The 23,821-nt window shown below is 49.0% G+C and carries 18 protein-coding genes; 9 read left to right on the top strand and 9 right to left on the bottom strand.

The genetic code is table 11. The features are described 5' to 3' along the window. The first annotated feature begins 214 nt into the window (after window positions 1-214). The 6 genes from GVJ32_RS08275 (at window position 215) to GVJ32_RS08300 (ending at window position 6,260) form a co-directional block, all read left to right on the top strand. Window positions 215-1,744, top strand: a complete 1,530-nt coding sequence (locus tag GVJ32_RS08275; RefSeq protein WP_159239583.1) for an AMP-binding protein — start codon at window positions 215-217, stop codon at window positions 1,742-1,744. A gap of 75 nt (window positions 1,745-1,819) precedes the next feature. After that, the gene (locus GVJ32_RS08280; protein WP_159239584.1) at window positions 1,820-2,233 is read left to right on the top strand and encodes a PaaI family thioesterase; all 414 of its coding nucleotides are present in this window, start codon (window positions 1,820-1,822) and stop codon (window positions 2,231-2,233) included. A 234-nt stretch (window positions 2,234-2,467) separates the two neighbouring features. After that, window positions 2,468-3,196 (top strand): hypothetical protein, encoded by a 729-nt coding sequence (locus tag GVJ32_RS08285; RefSeq protein ID WP_159239585.1) that lies wholly within the window; start codon window positions 2,468-2,470, stop codon window positions 3,194-3,196. Then, window positions 3,196-3,783, top strand: coding sequence for a cytochrome c oxidase subunit 3 (locus GVJ32_RS08290; protein ID WP_159239586.1), 588 nt, complete (start codon window positions 3,196-3,198; stop codon window positions 3,781-3,783). Before GVJ32_RS08285 ends, GVJ32_RS08290 begins: the two co-directional genes overlap by 1 nt. Before the next feature lie 5 nt (window positions 3,784-3,788). Then, window positions 3,789-4,052 (top strand): cytochrome C oxidase subunit IV family protein, encoded by a 264-nt coding sequence (locus tag GVJ32_RS08295; protein WP_159239587.1) that lies wholly within the window; start codon window positions 3,789-3,791, stop codon window positions 4,050-4,052. A gap of 63 nt (window positions 4,053-4,115) precedes the next feature. Continuing rightward, the gene (locus GVJ32_RS08300; protein ID WP_159239588.1) at window positions 4,116-6,260 is read left to right on the top strand and encodes a 3-hydroxyacyl-CoA dehydrogenase NAD-binding domain-containing protein; all 2,145 of its coding nucleotides are present in this window, start codon (window positions 4,116-4,118) and stop codon (window positions 6,258-6,260) included. Window positions 6,261-6,489: 229 nt separating this feature from the next. On the opposite strand, the gene GVJ32_RS08305 is transcribed toward GVJ32_RS08300, so the two are convergent. The 3 genes from GVJ32_RS08305 to GVJ32_RS08315 all read right to left on the bottom strand — a co-directional run bounded on the left by GVJ32_RS08305 (window position 6,490) and on the right by GVJ32_RS08315 (window position 10,922). Then, a complete protein-coding gene (locus GVJ32_RS08305; RefSeq protein WP_435808075.1) occupies window positions 6,490-6,930 on the bottom strand; it encodes a Fur family transcriptional regulator in 441 nt (146 codons plus the stop codon). Between the two features lie 246 nt (window positions 6,931-7,176). Further along, complete coding sequence (locus GVJ32_RS08310) at window positions 7,177-8,547, bottom strand: 5-methyltetrahydrofolate--homocysteine methyltransferase (RefSeq protein WP_159239590.1); 1,371 nt, start codon at window positions 8,545-8,547, stop codon at window positions 7,177-7,179. 53 nt (window positions 8,548-8,600) lie between these two features. Further along, on the bottom strand, window positions 8,601-10,922 hold the full coding sequence (locus GVJ32_RS08315; RefSeq protein WP_159239591.1) for a TonB-dependent receptor: 2,322 nt from the start codon (window positions 10,920-10,922) through the stop codon (window positions 8,601-8,603). A 317-nt stretch (window positions 10,923-11,239) separates the two neighbouring features. Between GVJ32_RS08315 and GVJ32_RS08320 the strand changes: the two genes are divergently transcribed. Then, on the top strand, window positions 11,240-12,709 hold the full coding sequence (locus GVJ32_RS08320) for an aldehyde dehydrogenase family protein (RefSeq protein WP_159239592.1): 1,470 nt from the start codon (window positions 11,240-11,242) through the stop codon (window positions 12,707-12,709). 15 nt (window positions 12,710-12,724) lie between these two features. On the opposite strand, the gene tmpT is transcribed toward GVJ32_RS08320, so the two are convergent. After that, complete coding sequence (tmpT, locus tag GVJ32_RS08325; RefSeq protein ID WP_159239593.1) at window positions 12,725-13,375, bottom strand: thiopurine S-methyltransferase; 651 nt, start codon at window positions 13,373-13,375, stop codon at window positions 12,725-12,727. Between the two features lie 104 nt (window positions 13,376-13,479). On the opposite strand from tmpT, the gene GVJ32_RS08330 reads away from it, so the two are divergent. Both GVJ32_RS08330 and GVJ32_RS08335 read left to right on the top strand, forming a co-directional pair. Further along, the gene (locus GVJ32_RS08330) at window positions 13,480-13,899 is read left to right on the top strand and encodes a helix-turn-helix domain-containing protein (RefSeq protein WP_159239594.1); all 420 of its coding nucleotides are present in this window, start codon (window positions 13,480-13,482) and stop codon (window positions 13,897-13,899) included. 66 nt (window positions 13,900-13,965) lie between these two features. Continuing rightward, entirely contained in the window at window positions 13,966-14,781 is an 816-nt protein-coding gene (locus GVJ32_RS08335) for an alpha/beta hydrolase (RefSeq protein ID WP_159239595.1), read from the top strand. A gap of 18 nt (window positions 14,782-14,799) precedes the next feature. Here GVJ32_RS08335 and GVJ32_RS08340 read toward each other — a convergent pair whose 3' ends face one another. From GVJ32_RS08340 to GVJ32_RS08360, 5 genes are all read right to left on the bottom strand, one after another. Beyond that, the gene (locus GVJ32_RS08340) at window positions 14,800-15,405 is read right to left on the bottom strand and encodes a glutathione S-transferase family protein (protein WP_159239596.1); all 606 of its coding nucleotides are present in this window, start codon (window positions 15,403-15,405) and stop codon (window positions 14,800-14,802) included. Window positions 15,406-15,479: 74 nt separating this feature from the next. Then, window positions 15,480-15,977 (bottom strand): AAA family ATPase, encoded by a 498-nt coding sequence (locus tag GVJ32_RS08345; RefSeq protein WP_159239597.1) that lies wholly within the window; start codon window positions 15,975-15,977, stop codon window positions 15,480-15,482. 144 nt (window positions 15,978-16,121) lie between these two features. Then, complete coding sequence (locus GVJ32_RS08350) at window positions 16,122-17,567, bottom strand: efflux transporter outer membrane subunit (RefSeq protein ID WP_159239598.1); 1,446 nt, start codon at window positions 17,565-17,567, stop codon at window positions 16,122-16,124. 10 nt (window positions 17,568-17,577) lie between these two features. Continuing rightward, window positions 17,578-20,715 carry an efflux RND transporter permease subunit gene (locus GVJ32_RS08355; protein ID WP_159239599.1) on the bottom strand — a complete coding sequence of 1,046 codons (3,138 nt, stop codon included), beginning with the start codon at window positions 20,713-20,715 and terminating at the stop codon, window positions 17,578-17,580. After that, complete coding sequence (locus GVJ32_RS08360; RefSeq protein ID WP_159239600.1) at window positions 20,712-23,819, bottom strand: multidrug efflux RND transporter permease subunit; 3,108 nt, start codon at window positions 23,817-23,819, stop codon at window positions 20,712-20,714. The genes GVJ32_RS08355 and GVJ32_RS08360 overlap by 4 nt, the downstream gene beginning before the upstream one ends. Window positions 23,820-23,821: the final 2 nt, after the last annotated feature.

Below are 23,821 nucleotides of genomic sequence, written 5' to 3' on the forward strand. Positions count from 1 at the left end.
CAGCAGGCTAACATTTACCCGCAATAAGGAATTCGTCGCATTCGACGAATATTGCAGGTACGTTTTAAGCACACAATAGCAACTCGTTATCGGTAGCCAATACAGTAAATACAGTCCTTTCCGGCGTCTGATTAAAAGTGGAACAATAAAACGTAAATTGAACTTAGGCCGCTCTTAAGCAACAAGGCTGCCCAAATAATAGAGAGGGACAAACATGATTGAGAATCTAACGGGGCGATTTTTCCCCGGCGGGCACATCCAAGAATCGGCGACCAAACCCGCCGTCATAATGGCTGAATCCGGCGTCATGATGAGCTACCAAGAACTCGACACCTTTGCCAGCCAATTAGCTCGTTTTTTTGCGCAGCAGGGTTTAAAGCCCGGCGATCACGTTGCCTACTGTGTCGAAAATCGTCTCGAATGCTTGGCTTTACAGTGGGGGGCCCACTACGCGGGTCTGTACTACACATTTATAAGCACTCGACTCACGGGCAACGAGGCGGCGTATATCGTCGAAAACTGCGACGCCAAAATTCTAGTTGTCACCGCTCAAAGTGCGCCTAACATCATGGCAAGCGTGATGTCTTTGGCTATACCGCCAAACATCATCAGCTTGGACCCAATTAGCAACTGCGATCTACTTAGCAGTCGCATGGCATCCATCGACAGCAGCCCACTTAGAGGCACTCTCGAAGGCAGCGAGATGCTCTATTCCTCTGGAACCACCGGTAAACCCAAAGGCGTCAAACCAGAGCTCAGCGGACAAACACTGGGAAACACCTCTATTATCGCGGGTATGCTAGTCCGAGGATTCAACGCCTCAGCGCAGTCAGTGTACTTATCTCCCGCCCCGTACTACCACGCGGCACCAATGAAGTGGTGCCAAGGTATCACCGCCCTCGGCGGCACCGTCGTACTCATGGAAAAATTTGACCCAGTGGGCACACTATATTCAATAGAAAAGTACAAAGTGACTCACAGCCAATGGGTGCCAACCATGTTCCACCGCTTACTGGCGCTATCAGATTCGGAAAAAAATCAATACGACATCTCCAGCCAACAAGTTGCCGTTCACGCCGCCGCACCATGTCCGATCCCTACCAAACAAGCCATGATCGAATGGTGGGGGCCAATTATCTTTGAATATTATTCCTGCACTGAAGCCATCGGTATGACTTTTACTAATAGCGCAGCTTGGCTCGCCCATCCTGGTACCGTCGGCCAAGCATTATTAGGTACACCCCATATCCTCGACGAGGACGGAAATGAACAGCCTGCGAATAGCGATGGTGTAGTCTATTTTTCAGATGGCCCACGATTTACTTATCACAAGGATGAAAGCAAAACCGATGATGCATACAACCACCAAGGCTGGGCCACCGTCGGTGATATCGGGCACCTAGACGAAGATGGGTTTCTTTACTTGACCGACAGAAAAAGCAATATGATTATTTCTGGTGGCGTAAACGTCTACCCACAAGAAACCGAAAATATACTCGCTGTGCACCCGGCAGTACATGATGTTGCCGTTATTGGTATCCCCCACGAAGATTTCGGCGAACAAGTTTGCGCCTTTGTCCAGCTTGAAAAACACGTGACTGCCGACGACAATATGCGTTCAGAATTGAGTGCTTACTGCCGAGAAAACCTCTCCGCCATCAAATGCCCGCGCCACATTGAGTTTCGGGATTCCCTACCCAGAGAGCCCAACGGCAAATTATTAAAACGTCTATTAAAAGCTTGAAAATTTAAGGCAAGGTTACCTCACGCGCACGGCCAATCTAGTCGCTCGTGCGCGCCCAAACTACGAGATCGCACTATGAATCAAAATCCACCCACTGACGACTTTCGACGCATCGACGGCCAAGGCGGCCTCAGCAACAACCTGTTCCCTATTTACTTTTCTAAAACTAAAAACCAATACGGCATGCGAGTCGACCAAAACCACATCAATACGTTGGGTATAATGCACGGTGGTGTAACCGCCTGTTTCTGCGATATTGTGCTGGGAAATACATCAAAGTTGAACACCGACAAGGCGACGGTAACCCTAAACCTTGCCATTGATTATCTTAATGCCGCCAAGCTTGGCGACTGGATCATTGCCGACGTGCGATTAAGCAAAAAATCCACTCGCATACTATTCTGTGACTTAATCATCTCTAGCAACGAGCTCTTACTCGCTAGGGCAAACGCTACGTTTTTGATCACATCGCAAGCCCAGCCAAAGTGAATGCTATACACATACCAATCCCTGATACCGCAACATTCAGAAAGATCACCTGAACAAGTAACGACGCACAAGCCACCAATTCAACATTTAGTCGGCGCAATCGTCGGAACCGACGAGAATAAACCAAGCCCCCCGCCCTAGAATGACCCAAAGTCTGACAAAAGTCAGCGAAGCAACACCGAATTACAGCCTAGCGAATATACTGAGTTTTTCAGACATAGCAGGAAAAAAATAATGCAACTCAATACCAACTCGCAGTTAGTCTGCGTTAACAGCGCGATGATACTGATCTTCTTTATGATCATATCCTTCGTTGCTATTGCCGGCTGGATGCCGCCACTATCACCTGAGCTCAATGCAGATCAAGTTGCCGAAGTATTTCGCAACAATACCAATCGTATTCGCCTTGCTGGCCTAGTCATGACTATTGGCGCTGTTTTCCTATGGCCCTTTGGCGTCGCAATTAGCGAGCAAATGAAGCGTATCGAGGGGCAATTACACCACCCACTTGCCAATCTCCAGCTAGCCACGGTTACCTTAACTGTGGGTGCCATCTTCCTTGCCGGCATGCTGTGGATGCTCTGCGCATTTCGGCCAGAGCGCGCACCAGAAATCACCCAAATAATGAGCGACCTAAGCTGGTTTTTCTTTATTGGCGCTATTCCACCCGCGGTAATACAAGTTTTAGCCATCGGTTACTGTGTATTAATAGACCACCGTAAAACGCCCGTCATGCCACGCTGGTTTGGCTTCTGCAATCTTTGGATCGCCACCGGATTTTTAGTAGGCGAAGGCGTCTTCTTTTTCAAAACCGGCCCTTTCGCATGGGATGGTTTGGCTGCATTTTGGATGGCAGCGTTTTTCTTCTTCGGCTGGATCATCGTAACTTGGTATGTGGTTAGACAAGCCATTCTTCACGAAGCTGCCGAAGCCAAGAGCCTATCAGCACAGGGAGTGGCGTAATGAATACTGCATCAAAAAAACTCGCTCCGCATATTAGCGGCGAAGCCAGTATGTGGATTTTACTACTCGGCGATATGGTGATTTACGCGCTGTTGTTCTTTATGTATGGCTACGATCACCGCCAAGAGGCCGCGCTGTTTAGAGAGTCCCAGACCACACTCAACGCCGGATTTGGCTTTGCAAATACCTTAATTCTGCTTACCAGTTCTTGGCTGGTGGTGATGGGTTTAAAATCAGCCAAAACCAACCAACGCGCCTCCGCCGCAAATTTCTTTAAATACGCCATGCTCTGTGGCGCAGCCTTTGGTGTGAGTAAATTCATCGAATACGGGCTAAAAATAAATTCCGGTATCGAGCTTACCGACAATAGCTTTTACATGTATTACTTTTTACTTACCGGATTTCATTTTATTCACGTCATTATTGGCATGACGACGCTGTTCTTTATGCGCCGCCATGTGCTTGGTGAGAACTTCTCTGCAAGCTCCGATAATAGCATTTCCGGCCTTGAAAGCGGCGCTAATTTCTGGCATCTCGTCGACTTGCTATGGATTCTTATTTTTCCACTACTTTATTTAATTGGCTGAGAATTATGCAAAATTTATTAAACGATAAAGCCACTCATATTTGGCTGCTATTAATGGGCCTCAGCCTCAGTAGCTGGATATTAAGCATGCAATCCTCCCGCGCAACTGGCTTTGTGAGCATTGCAATTATATTGGTCATTTCTTTATTTAAAGCGCGGCTTGTACTTCGCAATTTCATGGACGTTGCCGAAGCGCCCGCTTGGCTACGCTACAGCGTAGATGCGTGGGTACTCACCGTATTTATCGGCCTACTGGCATTTTTCTCGTAAAAAATTAGACGTTTTTCCGTAACACGTAGACGCAGTATTCAATTAGGATGGCAAGGATTTAACATGAGCAACTCTCTTTATTCAGGCAATTTTTTACGCATAGACCAACTGGATAATGGCATTGTTGAACTTTGCCTCGACAACTGTAATGCCCCAGTAAACACACTAAGCGTAGAATTTCGTGAAGAATTGCGCGACGCGCTATCCGCGCTGACAAACGACGGCATTAAAGGCTTATTACTTAGCAGCGCGAAACCTGGTTTCTTAGCCGGCGCCAATATCGACGAACTCGAAACACTGCTTGCGAAATCCTCGGCTGAGCAAATTGAGTTTTGTGAAAACACCGCTGCAGTACTTTGCCGATTAGAAGATCTACCCTTCCCAAGTGTATGCGCGATAAACGGCTTTGCCTTGGGCGGCGGTTTAGAAGTTGCTTTGTGCACCGACTACCGCGTAGCAACAGACAGCGCCTTACTCGGATTCCCGGAAGTGGGCCTAGGTGTGTTACCCGGTGTCGGCGGCACCGTAAAAGCACCGCGCTTAGCGGGTTTTGAAACTGGACTGGAATGGTTGAGCAGCGGCCGGCAATATAGTGGCAAGCTTGCACTCAGCGCCGGTATGATTGACGAAACTTCCGATGAAAGCTCGCTACGCGCACGATCACTAGCGCTTTTAGATGAGGCCATCAACGGCAAACTCGACTGGCAGCAACGCCGCGTACAACGCAAGGGCAGTGTCGAGCTAAATACAGAAGCACTGGATAGCAGCTTTGCTAAATTTAAACGCGGCGCCAAACACTATCCCGCTGCCAATACTATTTGCGAACTACTTCAGCGCTGCGCACCACTTGATCGCGACGCCGCCTTAAGCAAAGAAGCTGCGTGCTTCTCACAATTGGCGCAAAGTACCACGGCCAAAGCCTTAGTCGCGGTGTATCAGGCGCAGCAATCTCTGAAAAAGAAAAACAAGGGTTACGCCAACAAGGAGCTTATTTCTAAAGCTGGCGTACTCGGCGCAGGCATCATGGGAGGCGGTATTGCCTACACCACGGCGCTACGTGGTACGCCGGTCATCATGAAAGACATTCAGCAAAGTGCTGTCGATTTAGGCCTGAACGAAGCCCGTAAATTACTCGGTAAGCAGGTTAGCCAACAACGCATTAGCCAAGATAAAGCTGACACAATTCTGTCGTCAATTTTAGGCCAACTCGATTTTTCTGACTTCAACAGCCTCGATATTATTGCCGAAGCCGTCGTTGAAAAACTTGAAATCAAACAGGCGGTACTTTCAGAGACTGCCAAGCACAGTAGGCCCGACACGGTATTAGCATCAAACACCTCATCACTGCGTATTAGTGATATCGCCGCAGGTTTAGAAAACCCAGCTCAACTCGTAGGTATGCACTTCTTTAATCCAGTACACATGATGCCCTTGGTAGAAGTTGTCAAAGGGCCGCAGAGTAGCGATCAGGCGGTTGCCAAAACCATCGCCTATGCCCTGCAAATGGGTAAGACACCTTTACTCGTTAAAGACTGCTCAGGCTTTCTGATCAACCGTATTCTTGGCGCCTACTTCGCGGCGTTTTCTTTACTGATCCGCGAGGGTGTCGACTTCCAGCACATCGACAATATTATGACGGCCTGGGGCCTACCTATGGGGCCAGCCTATCTACTCGATGTAGCAGGCCTAGACACCCTCGATAAAGCCATGCGAATTTTGGGCGAGGCTTATCCAGACGTCATGGCGGCGAACTTCGAAACCGCGATAAACACTCTCGCCAAAGAGGGCCGCTACGGCCAAAAAACCGGCGCAGGATTTTATCAATACCAGGCAGATGACAAAGGCCGTCCACAGCGTAGCGACGACCCACAAACTGCTGAACTACTCGCAGCGAATCAAATCGCCAGCGGCAACACCATTAGCGATCAAGATATTGAAGATAGATTGGTACTCGCTATGCTACTTGAAGCTAGTCGCTGCTTGAACGAAGGCATTTGCGAGTCTGCGGAAGATATCGATACCGGCATGCGCTTGGGTACGGGCTTCCCCGCACACTTCTGCGGCCCGCTATGGTATGCAGACAATAAGGGCTTGGATTGGGTAATGAATGGCTGCGAACGATTCGCAAGCCTTGGCGGCCTGTACACCCCCGACAGTGGATTGATTGAGCGTGNGAAAAATAAAAGTTCGTTCTACTCGTGGCATTAACAATTTGTAAGGCAAATTCAGCTACGCCCTTGAAACAAATACACTTATCTACACTCTGAATATCTCTGCCTTCACCCAGACACGCCCCACACTGCGTGTTTGGACTCTCTCCAGAAGCGGCAGATTTTTTGCGCCCCGCCATGGGGCGCTTTTTTCATTCACAGCCGTCAATTTATATAAAAAACTAAATGGTCTTTATTTACCGCCAGCTAAGAACGCACTAGTAATATCACGCGGCACTCACCAAGCATTTATCGCACAAGCACTGTAACTCTAATTGTGAATTAAGAAGTTTGTAACCGGCGTCGGCAACTTGCAGATCCAGCTCGTCAATAATGCGCTTAGAGATAGCAATTTCTNTGACGTTTTGGCATTTACTGCAAATCAAAAATTGCGGGACTTCGTGTGCATGACTACAAGCAATATGCGAACAAGCGACATATTTATTCGTCGAACTAAGCTTGTGTACCAATAGCTCAGACTCCAAATAATCCAAAATTCGGTAAACTGACATTGTCGGCATTGATGCTTCAGCATGTTTATTATAGGCATCTGCCACTTCATAAGCCGACAGAGGGGTGTTTGATACTAGCAGGAGTTCCAAAATGCGCTTTCGCTTTTCGGTTAAGCGACCACCTGAGTAGGCACAAATATCCTGTGCTTTGCCCATAATGGTGTTTAGTCGCTGCTGTTTCAAAGCTGTATCTCCAAATAACGCTTGAGTTATTGTGAGCATAACTCACTGATGCAGCTATATTCTCTCAAAATCGGCGCAAAGACTAAACATATGCGCTTAAATTACTTTGGCGCCCCTCATCATCATAATAGCTCTCAACTGCTCTAGATTTTTACTAAACATAAAAAAGCGGAAGCTAGGCTTCCGCAAATATCTGACAGAGACTAAATATGATCGCGCTTAATGATCATGTTCTTCTGCAATACCCAGCCACGTAATCATGCTCGGCGCATAATCCAGTTCAATCTCACCCGTAACCTCAAAGGTGTCTAAATCCACAATCACAATATGTTGAGAAATGGGATCTGCAACATAGAGAGTATGGCCATTTTGCGAGAACGTCATTGAGAAGTTAGCGCCCTCCGGCATCGCGTTAAGATCAGCACCGGTGATTTCTAAACGCCCGCTGTACTCCCAGTGGGTGTAATCCCCTTCTTGGTGAGGTGTTATTTGTGTGAGATAGCCTTGATCATCCAAAATAACAAATTGCTCAGCCTCATAGGCAAAACCACGCGCCACGGGCTTGGCATTTTCAAGTGGCTCCCAGTCTACTAACTCAAGCTCCCCTAAAACCGGATCGATAACAAAAAATTGGCTGACATCACCCGACGAAGCTAAGCCGATAAATTGTCCACTATCCGTATGCCCCCAAATACTACCGATACGCGCACCCTCAATAAGAGTGTCTGGGTTGTCTAGCTTTTGTGCGCTGTAATCGCCAGCTTCACCTTCTAACGCAAGCAATACGCCATCGCTACAACCGAAAATTACATGGGTTTCGTTCTGAGCCGCACCGTGTAAATCCGGGCAAGCTACGTCGAGTGTTTGCTCTAGCTCATAACTGCCATTGTGAAAGTGGTACACACCAACCTGATCAGGAAGGACAAAATTATTAGATGTACTGTCTGCATCGTCTCGACGAATAGTCGATAGTAACTGCTCGCCTCTAGGCTCCGCTACACCGTGCATTGGCATATCAAAATTTATCTGAGCCGGTATGCCAGCCCCTGCGATTAACTCATCGGTAATAACCTGAACCGAGGCATTAGTATCGGCAGCCGCATCACCATCATAAAAAATGGCCACTTCGCCATCATGTGCAACAAAGTGCGTTGGCCGACTGCCAGCAAGGCTGTAATTAATAAGTTTTGGCGTAGAGGAATACAAATCAAAATGATCATCATGGGGCTCCTGCCACAAGCCGCCATCAACAAAGCTTACTTTGTTGGCATTGCGCTCGATCAATGCTGCATAACGATAAGCGCCCGAGGCGTAAACCGAACTCGGTATAGCATCTAGTGCAATTGATGTAATTAAATCATTATCATCTAAATCAAAAACCTCGGCCTGCAGCTCGCCGGAGTTAAGTACAAATAGCCGCCCACCTGCTTCACCACCATGATTGTGATCATCATGGTCGTCGTCATCGGTAACGATAGGCTCTCTTTCAACGATTCTAGTATCGCCACCGCCACACGCGGTAAGCGCCAGCACCGCACTCATTGCCATAACAAGAGCCTGCAGCTTAAAGATTGTATTCTGTTGTTTCATTTTTCATCCTTAAAATGTAAATGTGAATTAATGGGGTTACCGAATTCCTAGCACTAAAATTCGCCGCGAATACCGACGGTAAAATTGCGCCCTGGTCGCGGAGCGATATCTTTAATAAAGGAGGTGTGAACAAAGGCCTCAGTATCACCGAGGTTTTCCGCTTTCAAAAATAGCGTTACGTCTTTAGAACCCATTGGCAGCCGGTAGCTTACGGTTGCATCAACCATGTCGTAGCCGTCAGTGGTCGTTTCCAAAGCTGCCACATCGCTCTGCTTGGCATACCGCGTCCAACTTAGCATTGCGCTAGTGCGCTCACCGCTATACTCCAAGTCCGCACCAAAACGTAGTGGCGGAGTTCGCGGCAGCGCTGTGCCGTCACTCAGCTCTGCGTGAACATAGTCGGAAAACACAGCAGTTTGCCAATGCTGATTTAGTTTCCAGATTCCCTGTGCTTCGAAGCCATAGAATTCCGCGTCTGCATGACTAAACAGATACACAGGTAATTCATCTTCGTGCTCATCTTCGCCGCCGTGATCATGATCATGCCCGCTCTCGGCGAATAGGCCTGTTGCACCTTGGTAATAGTAGTTATCAATTTGGTTATAAAATAAATTTAAAATAATTCCGACATCACCTTCGTGCTTACGAAAAGTTAGGTCGATATTATTCGAGGTTTCCAGCTCAAAATCAGAACCACTTAAAGCAAAATGCTGTTCGCCACCCTCTTCATGCAGTGCAAATAATGCCCCCACTTCATAGGATCCCGTACCGATATGAGGCCCAAAAGATAATAACTCTGACGCTGACGGCGCGCGCTGAGATCGTGAAACCGAAATACCTAGGTTATAGCCGGGTATAAAATCCCACACGGCACCCAGAGACACACTAAATGGACTGAAATCATGATCTACTGCAAATACACGGCTTACTTCATCGCTGTGGCCGTGGTGCTCCTCCTCCACATCGTGCCCGTGTACCTCAATACTCGGCAACAACACCCTATCTGCACTTACGGTAACATGCTCTATCCGCGCACCCATTTGCACTAACACATCGCCAAAGTGCCGCTCTTCCATTAACGCCAGTGCGAAGGTTTCGGATTCTGACGGCGGTGTAAATGCTTCTTCACCCTCAGCCTCAACTTCACTATTTTTATAATGTAAATTTAATGCGCCCTTCCAATGGGCCCATTCTTGGTGAAATAAATCGACTCGCAACTCTGAGCTTTGATTAAAAAACTGCGTGCCTACCACGCCACCCTCAATTTCAGAATGGGTATAATCAGTGTAGGAGGCTCGGGTGTGAATGGCGTTTAGCCATGGTGAATCTAGGTTTATTTCACTTATTAACTGGTATCGGTCCTGCTCTAAATCAGCGTATACACCCTCTTCTTCGCCCTCATCACCTCCGTGACTATGGCCAGGGATTCCGTATTCTCTGTCTAAACGACCTACTGAAATACCAACATAGCCATTGTCCAATAAATAGCTGCTGCCCAAGGTATAACCACTCGATTCCTCATCGCTATTGGCAACAGTCTTTTCCCCATCCAGCGCAACTGGCACATCATAGTCATCTGATTCTCGGCTGAAACCATCTACATAAAATGCAAAATTGTCAGTACCACTGCTGGCATTAAAAGACGCCAGATTTTGCTTATCGACGGATTCTCGGCTCAATAAAACTTCACCACGGGTTTCAGAGCTAATGGGCACGCGTCTATCCACCACATTCACAACACCGCCGATCGCGCCACTGCCGTAGAACAAAGTTGCAGGGCCGCGTAATACTTCCAACTGCTGGGCGGTTGACACCTCGGATGCCACCGAATGATCTGGCCCCACCCGCGACACATCACTCACATCCAAATTATTCTGGGTGATTAAAACCCGTGGCCCGCTTAGGCCACGAATTACCGGCGTGCTCGCAACCGAGCCATGAAAATTAGTGTTTACACCGGGCTGGCGACCCAAACTATCGCCCAAGGTCGCTGCCTGCTGTCTGCGCAAGGCGTCACCACTCAACACCGTAACCGGTACAGACGATTCAATAACAGAGGCGTGAACCGGCAAGCCGACGACATCGACTTGCTCAATAACGGTATTCGATAGGGTGACCACAATAGCCCCACCTTCTTGCTCATGCAGATGTAGCATACGGTGGCTATACCCCGCCGCCATTACATGAATTTCATTGCTATCACCCTGCAAAAAAAATCGACCTTGCTCGTCAGTGACAACTGTCTGAGCAGAACTAAGCCCTTTAACTATGGCCCCCGCAACCGGCGCTCCCCTATCATTCACAACAACGCCCTCTACGGCATGAGCCTTTATAGAGGCCAGCGCAAGGATGCCAAGCAATAGCTTGTATTTCATTTTTCTCTCCAATAATGCGATTGCAAACATTCGCCAAATTTAGGCCCAGTCTGCCTCGTAAAATATTCCTATAGATCCAAGCGTCACCCGCCAACATTTGAGATATGATATACCATATCATTAATAAGTCAAAGACACCTCTTAGAAATATCCCGCCGTAAGCCGCGTACTCAATTTTAAAAATGACGCCGCCAACGGAAATTAATTACCTTTCATGTAATTTCGTCTTTATCGACGAGAACACCACGATCAGTAGCCCTCATGATATAGCGTACCCATCTATACCAATTTCAGACGGCAATTAATTCGGATCTACTATGGAAAACCCGCGCAGTACCAACACCCAAACTAATCAGCACCCGAGCGAGCTTGGCTGCTTAACGCCAGAACTAAACTCGCGAATTCAGCAGATATTTTCTGGGCAGGCAAAAGCCGCTATCGCGCTTAGAAAATCCAGTGCCGACGAGCGAATCGCCAAACTAAAACGCCTGCGCAGCGTGATCATGGATCACCAGCAAGCGATCATCGATGCGGCACAAAAGGATTTTGGACGCAGCCCCGCCGAAGTCGAGTTCACCGAATTAATGCCGGTGATTATGGAAATTTCTGACCACTGCAAGCATCTTAAAAAGTGGTTAAAACCTCGTCGCGCAAAAATGTCGGCCATGATGTTTGGCAGCAGCTCTTACACCCAATACGAAGCCCGTGGTCGTTGCCTGATTATTGCGCCGTGGAATTACCCCATCACCCTTTGCCTTGGCCCACTGGTGCCGGCTATTGCCTGCGGCAATACCGTTATAATTAAAACTTCGGAAATGGCACCCAATTTCTCAAAGGTATTGGTGAGTATTGTCACCAGCTGTTTTGACGAAAACGAAGTCGCCATCGTTGAAGGCGACGTTAGTGTGGCATCAGCTTTACTAGACCTACCCTTCGATCATATGTTTTTTACCGGTGCCCCCAATATCGGCAAAATCGTAATGAGCGCGGCGGCGAAACACCTCAGCAGTGTCACCTTGGAACTGGGCGGGAAATCGCCGATTATTATTGACGAGACAGCGGATATAGAATTAGCCGCTCGCACCATTGCATGGGCCAAGTACATCAACAATGGTCAAACCTGCATCGCACCCGATCACATTTACGTTCACCAGTCGGTAATGCAAGACTTCACCCATGCAATCACCAATGCCATGAACGAATGGTATGGCGAAGGCATGGCAGCTAAGACCAGCCAGCTCGCCCGTATTATTAACCGTCGCCACACCGAGCGCGTAAATGGCTTGCTACAGGATGCAAAAGACCAAGGTGCCAACGTGGTTTACGGTGGCGCAGTTGATTTAGACACCAACTTTATTTCACCCACCCTGCTAAGCGACATTCCAGACCATGCCCGCATTATGCAGGAAGAGATTTTCGGCCCACTAATGCCACTAATATCTTATAACTCTGTTGATGAAGTGCTTAACAAAATCAACAGCCAGCCCAAGCCATTGGCGCTGTATATATGGAGCAGAAGTAAACAGAATGCCGACAAGATCATTGCCGAAACAAGCGCCGGCGGAACCTGTGTAAACCATATTGCGGCACATTTCTTAGATCAAAATCTGCCCTTCGGCGGCGTCAATAATTCGGGAATCGGTAGCTACCATGGCGAATGGGGTATTCGTGCCTTCGCTCATGAGCGCGCCATTGTGCGCTCGCACTATATGACCGCGAAGATGTTCTTCCCCCCCTACACGCCGCGTATCCGCAAAATACTCGGTCTGGTTTTAAAATACATTTAATTCCAGCAATGACTGCTAAGGCCTATCTACTTCTGGCCTTAGCAGGTACACCACTTCCTCAGCCTTAACCTGCCCTTTTAAGCCACCCGCCACAGTAATACGCTCCACGTACGCAATGCTGTAGTGTTCTTCGTAATGCTCACGCAACTCTTTTTCAGTTACAGAAAAAGGTGGGCCATCATGCACACTCTGATCATACTCAAAGCAAATCACCAACTGCTGCGCGTGGTGTGAAATATCCTTAAGGAGCTGGGTATATTTACATCGCATTGCAAATGGCAGGGCCACTAAGGCAGCGCGATCATATATAGCGTCAATCGGCTGAAGTATCTCCGCGTTCAATTCAAAAATATCGCCAAGATAAATATCTATATTGCTAGCAGAATAATGCAGCAATTTACCTACTGGCTTGACCTGCGCAGTCACCCCCAGCTCAGCAAACAATTCTTTTACCGCTATTTCACTTAGCTCTGCACCAACAACGCGATAATTATTTGCCAACAACCACGCAATGTCCTTGGTCTTGCCACATAGCGGAATAAACACACGATCACCCGCCGACAAGGCAAGTTGGCTGAAATGCGCTTTTAATAAGGGATTACCCTGCTCTTGGTGGAAACCAATCTCTCTAGCATCCCATCTGCTATGCCAAAATTCAGCATCCATATACGCCCCCTAAACTATTCATCCCATCAATAAACTTGCTTGTGAATAGCAAGTACGAAAGATAGCATACAAGCTCAAGTCGACTTTAAGTCAAGAGGAAAACCGTGGATATTGGCGAAGTGGCAAAAGCCACGGGGCTAGCCCCATCTACTCTCAGGTATTACGAGGAAATCGGACTAATCCAGTCTAATGGTCGCAAGGGCTTAAGACGTCTATTCCAGCCCAAAATATTAGAGGAGTTAGCGCTAATCTCTTTAGGCAGAAAGGCTGGCTTCTCCTTAGATGATATACGCGGAATGTTTACTCCGCGCGGACCAGAAATTGATCGCGGCCAATTGCTAGAGAAAGCGAATGAGCTAGATAACAAAATCGCTGAGCTAAGCGCCATCCGCGACGGGCTGCGCCACGCTGCAGCATGTAAAGCAGCGAATCATTTAGAATGCCCAAGCTTGCTCCGTATTGCGGGTAAAAACCGAAATAGAGCTACGCTTAGTAAAAGCCCTGCAAAATCTAGTCGCAGCTAATATCCGTAAACTGGGCTATTCACGCATATACATGCGCCACCGATATCTAGATTAAGACCATAACTTATGAAAATTTTTCTTATATTTACAGCCATACTATTTATTCTCGGCTGCTCTACGCTGGCCTTTAATAAATCTGCCGACTACCGAAAAATTGAAAATGTGGTCTATAAAAAAATTGATGGCCAATCATTAGCTGGCGATATGTATATTCCCAATATAGCCGGCAATAAGCCCGCCGTTCTTGTCGTACACGGCGGCGGATGGACAAACCGCAGCGGCAAAATGGAAGGCATTAGCACCAAGCTCGCCCGCGCCGGATTTGTGGTATACAACATAACTTACCGACTCGCACCGGAAAGTCGTCACCCAGCGCAAGTGAATGACGTATCAGATGCCCTCGCATGGCTATATCAACATGCAGACAAATATGGCATTGATAACCGCAATATCAGTGGCTGGGGTTACTCTGCGGGAGCCCATTTAATACTGATGGCAGGATTAGACCGCCAAGATGCGCCGACGCTTCGGAGCATCGTCGCCGGCGGCACCCCCGCCGACCTGACTCGCTGGCCCAATTCGCCACTGGTTCTAAAGCTAATTGGCGAGCCGATGGCGAAAGCCAAAGCGGAATGGCAAGACGCTTCCCCCGTCAACCATGTTACTAAAAACTCACCACCGGTATTTTTATACCACGGGCAATGGGACACCCTAGTCGAACCTGAGCAAATGGCATTAATGGCAGATGCCCTAAAGCAAAAGGGTATTCCCGTTGAAACTTACACTGTGAATTTTCTAGGGCACATATTGACCTATGCAATGGCGGGCAGCGCCGAGCGCAGCGGTATGGCATTTTTACGAACTTACAGAGTGAGTAAATAAATTAACAATATTCAAACATTATTGGATTTTGGTAATAGGTATATATGCCGCCTGCGATTCTACTCGGCTAAACCACCGCTTGATATGTTTATAGGATGACAGATCGTACTCACCCTCTTCAGCCACGTGTGTGTAAGCATATAAGGCAATATCCGCCACGCTATATGCGTCGCCAGCAAAAAAATCGCGATGTTTTAAATGGGATTCCATGACATTAAGCGCAGCGTACCCCAAGGGCATGCGCTGTTCTATTTGACTTAAATTAGCCTGCCTGTCCTTTAATAGGGAGATCCAAAACCGCAGCGTCGCAATATAGGGTTCATGGCTATATTGTTCAAAGAACATCCACTGCAAAGCCTGAGCGCGCTCAAAGCGATCCGAGGGTATAAATTTAGATCCCTCAGCCAAATACCAAATTGCCGCATTTGATTCGGGCAAATACTTTTCACCCACTTGCAGAACTGGCACCCGACCATTTGGATTAATGTTAAGAAAATCTTCGGTTCTAGACTCACGCCTCAAAATATCTACTTCTATCGACTCATACGGAATACCGAGCTGATGCATAAGAAGCCGAATTTTGTAACAATTTCCTGAGCTTTGAAAATTATAGAGTTTATACATTTTAACTCCATACTCGCGAGAAAAATTAAGACTCGGCACCTAGACAAGCGAAGTAAAACAGCCGTGAGCAAATATTATTGCGCATATCGCGTAATTTTCTTGATATTAAAACCTTCTTCAGATGCAGGAGCCATAAAATACTTTGTGACCTGCTCAAACATCTCTGCGGTATCAGTCGCGGCTCTCTCAGGCTGCTCTTTACGTCGCTGTTCAATCTGTTCTAAGCAAAGCTCATTAGGCAGATCGATATATACCAGTTTATGCGGCGCATTAATTTCCGAGAAAATTTCTCGAAACCAATTTCGCTGAGAAAGCGTATTCGCCGGAAAGTCCATCACAACATCGCTTCCCGCACACAATATAGATTGAACAAGCTTCTTAATCGGCGGCTTCAACAGATTTGAATATTCAATATAGTCATTTAGTGATGCAATTTTGCGCGGGTAAAGTGAGGCAAGCCATTCATCTTCAGACAGCAACACCGCCTTGCTTTGCTGCGCCAATCCAATAGCTTCGGTAGATTTCCCTGCACCCATTTTTCCGCAAAAAAAAGTTAATAGTCCTTTCTTCATGGTCGCTCTCTACTCTGATTTAATTCTCCGCCTATTACTTTAAGCAAAACTGGCTAGCCAATTTTATGCGCCGGCACTCCAATAGCTTTGCTCAGTATGACAGTATCATATGCCAATACTCACTCTGAAGAACAACTCGAGCTTCTATTCCAGTTCCTCAGCGTCAGTTTCGGCCTTGAAACTCACCGACTGCACCACTGGGTCATTCAGATCCCAGCCGCCGCCAATCACGGCGGCTAGTTGCAAAGCCGCTTGCAGGCGGTCTGCTGCGGTATTCAATCTGGTACGCCGTGTATTAAGAGTTTGATTTTGCGCGGTAGCCACTTCTAGAAAACTCACCAAGCCCGACTTATAACGGTTGTTAACGATGCGTTCATTTTCTTCCGCCAGTTTTAATAATATATCCTGCTGTTCAGCTTTTTCTTTTAACAAACTAATTGTCGCTAGTGCATTTTCCACTTCAGCTAAGCCGTCTAATACGGTTTGTCGGTAGGCGCCAAGTTGTTCGTCGTATTGGGCAACTGCAATATCTTTGCTTGCGCGACGAGCGCCGCCATCGAATAAGGTTTGCAGCAGTGACGGCCCAACAGACCATATGGCTTGCGGTGCGTCGAATAGATCACTAAATCTTCCAGCACTCACGCCGTAACCCGCGCTAATACTAAAGCTTGGCAGCCATGCCGCTTGCGCCACACCGATTTGGGCGCTGGCGGCGGCCAGTTGGCGCTCAGCGGATACCACATCAGGGCGCCTAGAAATAAGTGTTGATGGCAGCGACGCCGGCAGTGCCGGTAACTCAGGTAATACTTGTGCGGGCGCTAGTGAGTAATTCACCGGCGCTTTACCAAGCAGTACCGCAATGCTGTTTTCTTCAATGGCGCGCTGATTTTTTAAATCGATAAGATCAGTTTTTAATGACTGGCGCTGGGTTTCTGCCTGAATCACATCTGAGCGCGGCACAATGCCCGCTTTATATTGGTTGGTTGTGAGCGTTGTTGAGCGCTCGTAGGCCTCCATGGTTTGCTCAAGAATTAGGCGCTGTAAATCCAAGGCGCGCAGACGAATATAACTCTGAGCGACGGCGAGCTGAATATTCAAACGCGCAGCGACTAAGTTCGCGGCGCTACTTTGCATACCGGCTTTACTGGCTTCTACACTGCGACGAACGCGACCCCACAAATCTGGTGCCCAGCTTGCGTTTAAACGAGCGGAATAACTTTCGCTCACGCTTACATCGTCACCGCCGCTGCGGCTACCGTTCAAAGAGGCGTCAAACTGCGGGCTGTAATCCCCACGTGCCAATCGCCATTGCCCTTTCGCGGCTCGGTAGCGCGCCTCGGCCTGCGCCAATGTTTGATTCGCCTTATTAGCCTGATTAATAAGTAGGTTTAACTGTGGATCGTTAAAGGCTGTCCACCAATCACCCTGCGCAGCCCAGCTCTGAGGTGACATAGTTTGCCAACCCGAGTCGTATTTAAATTCTGCCGGCACCAAGGATTCTGGCTGCTGATAATCTGGCCCCACGGTACACGCTACCAAACTTAGTAGCAGTGCTAGTGCTGGCAAATATTTTGTGTTGGATAATTTCATAAATGTCATTTCACTTTTTTTCAACAGCAGGCACAGCGTGATTTTTAGCGGAGGATTTATCCCTCAGTACAAATTGACGCAAGCGCTCTAAATACAGATAAATAATAGGCGTGGTATACAGGGTTAATAGCTGACTTACCGCCAAGCCACCGATAATGGTAATACCGAGTGGGCGGCGCAATTCTGCGCCCTCGCCAAAGCCAATCGCCAAGGGAACAGCACCAAGTAGGCCCGCGAGATTGGTCATGAGTATTGCCCGCAGCCGCAAACGAGCTGCTTCGCGAATTGCCTGCTCTGGCTGCATGCCGTCGCGGCGCTGAGCTTGCAGGGCAAAGTCGATCATCAATATCGCATTTTTCATCACAATACCGATCAACAAAAACAAGCCGAGCAAGGCGATCAAACTCAGCTGGGTTTGGCTAGATTTTAATGCCAACAATGCCCCAATGCCCGCCGAAGGCAAGGTGGATAAAATGGTCAGCGGATGCAAGGTACTTTCGTATAACACGCCCAATACCAAATACACCGCCAACAGCACCCAAAGAATTAACCAGGGCTGACTCAAGTCGGCGCCAAAATCAGGCCGCCCGCCATCGGGCGCAACGTGTACTGCAGTTGGCAGCATAATACTGTCCAGTGCCCGAGCAATCGCCTCTTCTGCCTCTTGCGCAGTCACGTCCGGCGCTAAACCGTAGCCTATGCCCTCGGAGGCAAATTGACCTTCATGGCGAATGCGATCTTCGCCCATGCCGTAATCCCAGGTCGCAAAGGTAGACAGTGGCACACGAGCGCCATCACTAGTTAAGACATTTAATTGGCTCAGCACCGCAGGCTGTGAGGTATAACCTGGTGAGAGCTCCATCACCACGCGATACTGGTTCATATCATCGTACAAGGTCGCGACCTGACGCTGGGAAAACGCGTTGTTTAGCATCGATGCGACGGTGCTCATATCAACGCCATACTGTTTAGCCAACTCGCGATTTATATTCAAAGTAACCTGCCGAGCGTCTTCATTCCCCACCGAATCCACGTCAACCAATTCAGGCAAATCCTGCATGGCCTGCGAGGCAATGCGGCTCCACTTATCCAAGGCTTCTAGGGAATCTGAACGAAGAATTAATTCGTATTCGCTGCGACTAAAGGGCGAGCTTAGGCGAATGTCTTGATCCACCATCATGTGTAACATCGCCCCCGGCACCTTCGGCGCGTTTGCCCGCAGCCGATCTACCACCGCCTGCGCAGACACACCGCGCTCTGACAAAGGCTTTAAATTTAGGGTGAGCTGGGCATTGGTTAAACCGCCACTGCCACCGCTGGTGCCGGTTACATCGGCCACCGCAGGGTCACTTAAAATATACTGCCGAAAGACTTCAATTTTTGGCTGCATTAACTGAAATGAAAAGCCGTCGTCACCGCGCACAAAACCCCGCACCTGCCCAGTGTCCTGTTGGGGTAAAGTGGTTTTTGGCAATGAGACATATAAATACACATTGCAGCCAATCACCCCAACCAGAACTAACATTACAACAATGCCGTGACGAAGAGCCCAATCTAAACTGCGCGCATAGCCGTTTTTAAGTGATTCAAACATCTCATGGCTATACGCCGCCATGCGATTTTCAAATCCCGCGCTTAGGTTTTCACCATCGGAAGAATTAATTTCTCGGCGTGGGCGCAACCAGCGGGCGCATAAGCTCGGCGTTAAAGTAAGCGACACCACCAAAGAAATTAACATTGCCGCAGCGAGGGTGATGGAGAATTCACGAAACAAGCGCTCCACCACACCACCCATAAAGAGTATCGATACAAACACCACCACTAGTGCCAAGTTCATTGCCAGTAGTGTAAAGCCCACTTCTTTTGCACCAACCAAGGAAGCGCGCAATGGCGATAAGCCCGCCTCAATGTGACGCTCTATATTCTCAAGCACCACGATGGCGTCATCGACCACCAAACCACAGGCCACAACCAAGGCCATAAGCGACAAATTATTTAGAGAAAATCCATAAAAATACATGACAACGAAGGCGCCAATCAGTGACACCGGAATCGCAATCGAGGGAATTAAAGCAGTGCGTAAACTTCCTAAAAACAGCCAAACTACCAACATGACCAAGGCGACTGATATTAGCAAACTCAGTTGCGCTTCGCTTAGCGTCGCGCGAATAACCGGCGAGCGATCCATAATCACTGATAACTCACTGTCTGCCGGCATTAAGGCCCGCAGCCGTGGCAGCTCGTCATAAATAGCGTCGATGGTTTCAACAATATTAGCACCGCTTTGGCGACTTATCATAAGCATTACGGCGGGGCGATCATTGTGAAAACCGCTGCTGTATCTGTTTTCTACCGACTCAGACACCTCAGCCACATCGCCCAAACGCACCACGGCACCGTCGTTATGACGAATAACCAAATCACGATACTCGCTCGCCTTGCGCAAGGGATCATTGGTACTCACCCGCCAGCGATGACTGCTGTCTTCAATAACACCGAGTGGCCGCAGGGCATTCGCCTGACTAATAGCATTGCGCACTTCGTCTAAGGCAATGCCACGATGTAATAACGCACCGGGATCGAGTTGCACCCGCACCGCGGGTAAAGAAGCACCACTAACGCCAACTTCGCCCACGCCGACAATTTGCGCTAAGCGCTGTGAAAGAATCGTCGAGGCGGCATCGTATAATTCACTGGGAGACAAGTTGGGCGAGCTTAGCGCCAAACCCATTATCGGCGCCTGTGACGGATCTATTTTACGAAACTCAGGGTTCCCCGGCATACCCGCCGGCAATTCACCGCGCACCACATTGATCGCTGCCTGTACGTCTCGTGCGGCTTCATCTAAATTGCGATCAAGATCAAAGGTCAACACCACTTGGGTAGAACCTTGATTACTCGACGACGAGATTGCAGAAATACCGCTTATACTGCCTAGCGCGCGCTCCAAGGGCGTCGCCACCGTACTAGCCATGCTTTCTGGACTAGCGCCTGGCAGGCTGGCGGTCACACTAATTACCGGAAAATCGACCTGCGGAAGCGGCGCCACTGGCAGCAGCCGCCACGCTAGCAAACCGACCAAAACCAGTGCCAAGGACAATAAGCCCGTGGCGACTGGACGATAAATAAATGGCCGAGAGAGATTCATCCCTTGTTACTCGGCAAATCAATGTCGTCGTTCAAACTAAGATCTGAATCGGTGTATTCTGCGCCACTAAAACGATCAAAAAACAAATACACCACCGGCGTAGTAAACAGTGTTAAGACCTGACTCACCAGCAAACCACCGACCATAACTAAACCCAAGGGTTGGCGTAATTCTGCACCAGAGCCGCCCGCTAACATTAGCGGCAAGGCGCCAAACAAGGCCGCCAAGGTCGTCATTAAAATGGGTCGGAATCTTAATAGTGCAGCGCGGTGAATTGCTTCCCGTGGGCTCATGCCATGATTACGTTGAGCGTCGAGTGCAAAGTCCACCATCATAATGCCATTTTTCTTTACCAAGCCAATTAGCAAGACCACCCCAATGACCGCGATCATGTCTAAAGATCGGCCCGTGATAAGCAGTGCTAGTAAAGCACCAACCGTCGCCGACGGCAGCGTAGACAAAATCGTAATCGGGTGAATCGTGCTTTCATACAAGACTCCCAGCACCACATACATGGTCGCCACCGCCGCCAAGACCAGCCACAACGTATTAGAGAGCGACGCCCTAAACGCTTCCGCCGCGCCTTGGAAACGGCTTTCAATACCCAGCGGTAAACCAATCTCTAACTCTGTCTCTTGTATTGCCGCTACTGCCTCACCAAGCGACGCACCCTCGGCCAAATTGAAAGACAAGGTCGCAGCGGGAAACTGCCCCTGATGATTAATCACTAATGCCGCGGGCCGTTGCTCTACCGTCGCTACACTGCTCAGGGGCGCGGGCACACCAGAAGCAGTTGGCACATACAAACTCTTTAGTGCCGCCAAACCGCTGCTCTGCACTGGGTCGACTTCTAAAACCACGCGGTATTGATTCGACTGGGTAAACAGCGTTGCGATTTGGCGCTGGCCATAAGCATTCTGCAATGTATCTGCGATAGACGATACGCTAACGCCAAGCCGCGCCGCCGCGTCGCGGTCGATATTGATATACGCCTGCTCGCCCTGCTGCTGTAGGTCGCTAGCAACATCGACAAGCTCTGATCGCTGCTGTAGTGCTGACATAAGTTTAGGCACCCACTCCGCAAGTTCAGCGGTGCTGGCTGCGGTTAAGGTGAAACGATATTGAGTGCGACTAATTTGATCTTCTATGCTGAGTTCTTGTACTGGTTGAAACCACGCTTCAATTCCCGGTACATCTTCAGCGCGTTCTCGCAGGCGCTCCATCACCTCAAATACTGATTCGCTGCGTAAATGATGGGCGGGTAAATTGATAAACATACGCCCGCTATTCAGGGTGGTATTACTGCCATCGACACCAATAAAAGACGACAAACTCGACACGCCTGGATCTTCTAGTAAGGCCGCAGCCAAGGCTTGTTGACGACGCGACATAGCCGCAAAAGACGAGTTCTGCGGCGCCTCGGTCACGACCTGAATCACGCCACTGTCTTGTATTGGAAAAAAGTCTTTATCGACGGCGAAATATAATAAAACCGTAAGTAAAATCGTCGCCAACATCGCCAGCATAGCGGCGGGTTGACGAGCCAATACCCAGTCCAGCATCTCACCGTAGCGCGCAATAAATTTATCCATTGCACCCAGTTCTTGATGTTCAGTTTGCAGTGGCTCGCGCAACATACGCGCACACATCATCGGCGTGAGTGTGAGCGACACCAGCAGCGAAATACCGATAGCCACCGCCAAGGTAACGGCAAACTCGTGGAACATACGGCCAACCACATCCGCCATAAATAGCAGCGGAATAAGTACGGCGATTAAAGACAGCGTTAAAGATATTAAGGTAAAGCCGATTTCCTTAGCGCCTTTTAAGGCCGCCGCCAATGGGGTTTCGCCGTTCTCGCGATGACGGGCAATATTTTCCAACATCACTATGGCGTCATCGACCACAAAGCCGGTGGCGATGGTTAAAGCCATTAGACTTAAATTATTAATTGAGAATTCTGCCAAATACATAAAGGCAAAGGTACCGACCAATGACAAAGGCACGGCAATACTGGGAATAATCGTGGCGGGCACACTGCGTAAAAACGCGAAGGTCACCAATACCACCAAGCCAATCGCAAATAATAATTCTTTTTGCACGTCTTTCACTGACGCACGAATGCTATTGGTGCGGTCGGTCAACACCGTCACATCCACCGCCGTGGGCATAGTCGCAGAAAGCTGCGGCAATAGCGCCCGCACGCGATCGGCAACTTCAATAACGTTGGCGCCAGGTTGTTTTTGAATATTCAATAACACCGCCGCCTGGCTATTTGCCCATGCTGCTAAGAATCGGTCTTCAGCGCCGTCACTAATTTTAGCCACATCGCCAAGACGCAGCGGCGCGCCGTCTTGATAGGCGATGATGAGTTTTTCATAATCTTTAACCGAACGAATTTGGTCGTTGGCGTCGAGCAAGGTCGTGCGATTTGGGCCGTCGAAACTGCCCTTGGGTTGGTTCACATTGGTGGCGGCAATCACCGAGCGAATTTCATTTAGACTCAGACCATAGGCGGCAACCGCAGTGGGATTAACCTGTATACGCAGCGCCGGACGCTGTCCGCCCGCCAAACTCACCAAGCCCACGCCCTGCAACTGCGCCAGCTTTTGCGCCATGCGAGTGTCCACAAGATCGTGAACTTCTGGCAGGGCTAAACTTTCGGAGCTGATCGCCAAGGTCATGATCGGCGCATCCGCCGGATTCACCTTGCGGTAGATTGGCGGCGTTGGTAAATCATTCGGCAATAAACTATCTGCCGCATTGAGCGCGGCCTGCACCTCTTGTTCAGCCACACCTAAATCGACTTCCAGCGCGAACTGCAGAGTAATTACCGACGCGCCGCCAGAGCTGGTAGACGCCATTTGCTTAAGGCCGGGGATTTGCCCCAGTCGTCTTTCCAGCGGTGCGGTAATTGTCCGCGCGGTGACATCTGGGCCAGCGCCTGGGTGAAAGGTGAATACCTGAATAATTGGATACTCAACCTGCGGCAAGGCAGACACCGGCAATAAACGCCATGCCAAAATACCCGCCGCCAATAGCGCAAGCATCAGCAGCGAAGTGGCAACCGGCCGTAAAATAAAGGGGCGTGAGATGCTATTCATCG

The organism is Zhongshania aliphaticivorans, from assembly GCF_902705855.1.
Taxonomy (GTDB): Bacteria; Pseudomonadota; Gammaproteobacteria; order Pseudomonadales; family Spongiibacteraceae; genus Spongiibacter; species Spongiibacter aliphaticivorans_B.

What these genes read in the sequence shown, in the direction of transcription:
- GVJ32_RS08275 (WP_159239583.1), top strand. Translation starts at nt 215, where the DNA reads ATGATTGAGAATCTAACGGGGCGATTTTTCCCCGGCGGGCACATCCAA.
- GVJ32_RS08280 (WP_159239584.1), top strand. Translation starts at nt 1,820, where the DNA reads ATGAATCAAAATCCACCCACTGACGACTTTCGACGCATCGACGGCCAA.
- GVJ32_RS08285 (WP_159239585.1), top strand. Translation starts at nt 2,468, where the DNA reads ATGCAACTCAATACCAACTCGCAGTTAGTCTGCGTTAACAGCGCGATG.
- GVJ32_RS08290 (WP_159239586.1), top strand. Translation starts at nt 3,196, where the DNA reads ATGAATACTGCATCAAAAAAACTCGCTCCGCATATTAGCGGCGAAGCC.
- GVJ32_RS08295 (WP_159239587.1), top strand. Translation starts at nt 3,789, where the DNA reads ATGCAAAATTTATTAAACGATAAAGCCACTCATATTTGGCTGCTATTA.
- GVJ32_RS08310 (WP_159239590.1), bottom strand. Translation starts at nt 8,547, where the DNA reads ATGAAACAACAGAATACAATCTTTAAGCTGCAGGCTCTTGTTATGGCA.
- GVJ32_RS08315 (WP_159239591.1), bottom strand. Translation starts at nt 10,922, where the DNA reads ATGAAATACAAGCTATTGCTTGGCATCCTTGCGCTGGCCTCTATAAAG.
- GVJ32_RS08320 (WP_159239592.1), top strand. Translation starts at nt 11,240, where the DNA reads ATGGAAAACCCGCGCAGTACCAACACCCAAACTAATCAGCACCCGAGC.
- tmpT (WP_159239593.1), bottom strand. Translation starts at nt 13,375, where the DNA reads ATGGATGCTGAATTTTGGCATAGCAGATGGGATGCTAGAGAGATTGGT.
- GVJ32_RS08335 (WP_159239595.1), top strand. Translation starts at nt 13,966, where the DNA reads ATGAAAATTTTTCTTATATTTACAGCCATACTATTTATTCTCGGCTGC.
- GVJ32_RS08340 (WP_159239596.1), bottom strand. Translation starts at nt 15,405, where the DNA reads ATGTATAAACTCTATAATTTTCAAAGCTCAGGAAATTGTTACAAAATT.
- GVJ32_RS08345 (WP_159239597.1), bottom strand. Translation starts at nt 15,977, where the DNA reads ATGAAGAAAGGACTATTAACTTTTTTTTGCGGAAAAATGGGTGCAGGG.
- GVJ32_RS08350 (WP_159239598.1), bottom strand. Translation starts at nt 17,567, where the DNA reads ATGAAATTATCCAACACAAAATATTTGCCAGCACTAGCACTGCTACTA.
- GVJ32_RS08355 (WP_159239599.1), bottom strand. Translation starts at nt 20,715, where the DNA reads ATGAATCTCTCTCGGCCATTTATTTATCGTCCAGTCGCCACGGGCTTA.
- GVJ32_RS08360 (WP_159239600.1), bottom strand. Translation starts at nt 23,819, where the DNA reads ATGAATAGCATCTCACGCCCCTTTATTTTACGGCCGGTTGCCACTTCG.